This is a genomic window from Geminicoccus sp., from assembly GCF_035556675.1.
Taxonomy (GTDB): Bacteria; Pseudomonadota; Alphaproteobacteria; order Geminicoccales; family Geminicoccaceae; genus Geminicoccus.
In genome coordinates this window covers 1-2765 of the sequence record NZ_DATMFZ010000261.1, presented here as the reverse complement: position 1 = coordinate 2765, position 2765 = coordinate 1, and the positions used below count along the sequence as shown (strand labels likewise).

Sequence of the window (2765 nt, the reverse complement as noted above, 5' to 3'; positions counted from 1 at the left end):
ATCAGGTTGTAGCTCTCGGTGCGCCAGAAGCTGAACACCAGGATCGAGAGCATCGGCAGGATCAGGAAGGCCACGACGAACAAAGCACCCGGCAGGGCCAGCAGAAGGAAGCGCGCTTCGGGGCTGAGCTGGCCGCGGGCGGAAGCGATCTCGGTGGCCATGCGGTCAGCCCGCCGCCGCGAAGCACTGGCCGGCTTCCGGCGCCCAGGCCACGTGGATCGGGTCGTCGCGCCGGATGCTGGGCATGGTGACCGCGTCGGTCACGGTCAGCTCGACGCCGTTGTCGAGCCTGGCCAGGTAGTCCGCAGTCGGCCCTTTGAAGATCACGTCGCGCAGCACGCCCGGCACCCGGTTGGCCATTCCCGGTTCCGGCGGGTCGTTCGGACTGCGCAGCACCATGTGCTCGCACTTGACGAAATAGTCGACGCGGTCGCCCACCCCGGCACGGGCCGGGCTCGGCACGGCGATCTCGACCCCCTGCCAATCGAGCCGCGCCCGGGACCCGTCCAATGCGGTGAGCCGCCCGCTCATCTTGTTGGAATGGCCGACGAAGCCCGCCACGAACGGGCTGGTCGGGTGGGTGTAGACTTCCAGCTTCGGCGCCACCTGCTCGAAGCGACCCTTCGCCATCACGGCGATCCGGTCGCTCATGGTGAGCGCCTCCTCCTGGTTGTGGGTGACGTAGATGAAGGGCGTGGTCAGCTCGACCTGGTAGCGGCGGACCTCGACCTCCATCTCCTTGCGCAGCTCGCGGTCGAGATTGGCCAGCGGCTCGTCCAGGAGCAGCAGCGCCGGCCGCGCGATCAGGCCTCTGGCCAGCGCCACGCGCTGCTGTTGCCCGCCCGAAAGCTGGTTCGGGTAGCGGTCTTCCAGGCCCTCCAGGCGCAGGAGCTTCAGCGCCCAGGCCAGCCGCTCCCGCTGCCGCTCCTTGGGCGCCCCCTGCATGCGCAGCGGAAACACCACGTTCTCGGCCACGGTCTTGTGCGGGAACAGCAGGAAGTTCTGGAACACCATGCCGACCTTGCGCGCATAGGGCGGCAGCCGGGTCACGTCCTGGCCGTTGATCAGGACGCGCCCGGAATCGGGCAGCTCCAGCCCGGCGATGATCCGCAGCAGCGTGGTCTTGCCGGAGCCGCTGGGGCCCAGCAGGGCGAAGAACTCGCCCTGGGCCACCTGGAGCGAGAGATCGTTGGCCGCGGTGACGTCGCCGAAGCGCTTGGTCACCCGGTCCAGTTCGAGCACGAAGTCCGCCATGTCCGTCCGTCGGTCGCTTGAGGCGTCGGTTCGCTCGGTGCCGGCGTCAGGCCGCCTCGACCTCGGACCAGACGCGCTCCCATTTCTCCGGCGAGGACGGCTGGTCGAACATGTGCAGGCCGCGCAGCTCGGCCGTGCGGTCCAGCATCAGCAGCGACACTTCCTCGGGCGGCAGCAGGTCGCGCACGTCATAGCAGGGCGCCACGCCCTTCATGCCGACCCGATACATGCTCTGCTTGGAAATGTAGTGGTTGATCCAGGCATGGGCGAGATCGACCATGGCCGGGTCCTTCACGCCCGAGCTGACCTGCCAGCTGTCGATCCAGCCAAGCCCGCCCTCCTTGGGCTGCAGCGTGTGCACCACGTCGAAATCGATCTCGCCGGCGCGGCGCGCCCGGGTCAGGCGGCGATAGATCTCGGAGAATTCCGGCGAGGCCCAGACCAGGCCCGGCCGCATCAGGCGCTGCAGGGAGTCGTAGTCCTGGTAGCGGGTGACCAGCAGCGCCTTCTGCTTGATCAGGAGCTGCTTGGCTGCCTCCAGCTCCTCGTCGGTCAGGTGGTAGGGGTTGAACGAGCTGTCGCCGTTCGGCCGTGGCCCGTCCTTGGTGCCGAGCTGGGTGGCCGCCATGATGCCGGCCATGGCGATGTTCTCCTCGAACCGCGCCCCGGTCGCGAGATGGCCGGCATAGTTCTCGTTGAACATCACACTCAGCGAATCCCGCTCCTCCTCGGGGATGTGCTGGGTGTTCATGGTGATGCCGTAGCTGCCCCAGCAATTATGCACGCCGATCAGCTGGCCGCCCGGCTGGTCGAGCAGCAGGTCGTAGGTACCCGGCGCGAAGTCGGGGACCAGGTTGGCGAGATTCGGCAGCTTGGCCGGGTCCAGCGCCTGGATCAGGCCCTCGCGGAAATAGAGGCGCGGCCAGAACCCGTCCGCCATGACCAGATCGAAGTCGCCGGTGCCGCCGGCCTTCATCTTGTTGAAGGCCTCGGAGTTGCCGTCGAAGAAGGCGGGCGAGATCGTGGCGCCGTGCTCGCGCTCGAACTCGGCCACGGTCTCGGCGATATTGTAGTCCTGCCACATCAGCATGCGCAGGTTCAGGCTCGCTGCTTCCGCGCGGCGCACATGGGGTGCGGCCAGCATGGCGGCGGCGCCGATGCCGGTCGCCAGCGCGGTGCGCCTGGAGAGCGCAGTCTCGGGCCGGCTGGCCGGATCCTGCGCGGGAAGCTCGGGCTCGATGCTCGACATCAGCGTTTCTTTCCCAATATGCCAGGGACCGTGGTGATCGCTTATGCGCGACCTTCCGCGGAACGAAACGACCATCAATCTGGACCAATGGTGCTCGCCAGGATTGGCGCGGAACAGCGAGTTGCACAACTGGTAAGTGTGGCTTCCGTTGATGCCGGCGCTTTTTATTTCCGGCAGCCGCAGCTCAGGCTCGATGCCCGCATCGGGCGCACCGTCAGCCGGTCAGGATGTCGCCCCGGGCGATGATGAACTCGGCCGCCCC

The 2765-nt window shown here is 67.5% G+C and carries 2 protein-coding genes; both read right to left on the bottom strand.

The features are described from left to right. Positions 1-165 precede the first annotated feature (165 nt). A complete protein-coding gene (locus tag VNS22_RS18465; RefSeq protein WP_325734999.1) occupies positions 166-1254 on the bottom strand; it encodes an ABC transporter ATP-binding protein in 1089 nt (362 codons plus the stop codon). 46 nt (positions 1255-1300) lie between these two features. Then, positions 1301-2503, bottom strand: coding sequence for an extracellular solute-binding protein (locus tag VNS22_RS18460; protein ID WP_325734998.1), 1203 nt, complete (start codon positions 2501-2503; stop codon positions 1301-1303). Positions 2504-2765: the final 262 nt, after the last annotated feature.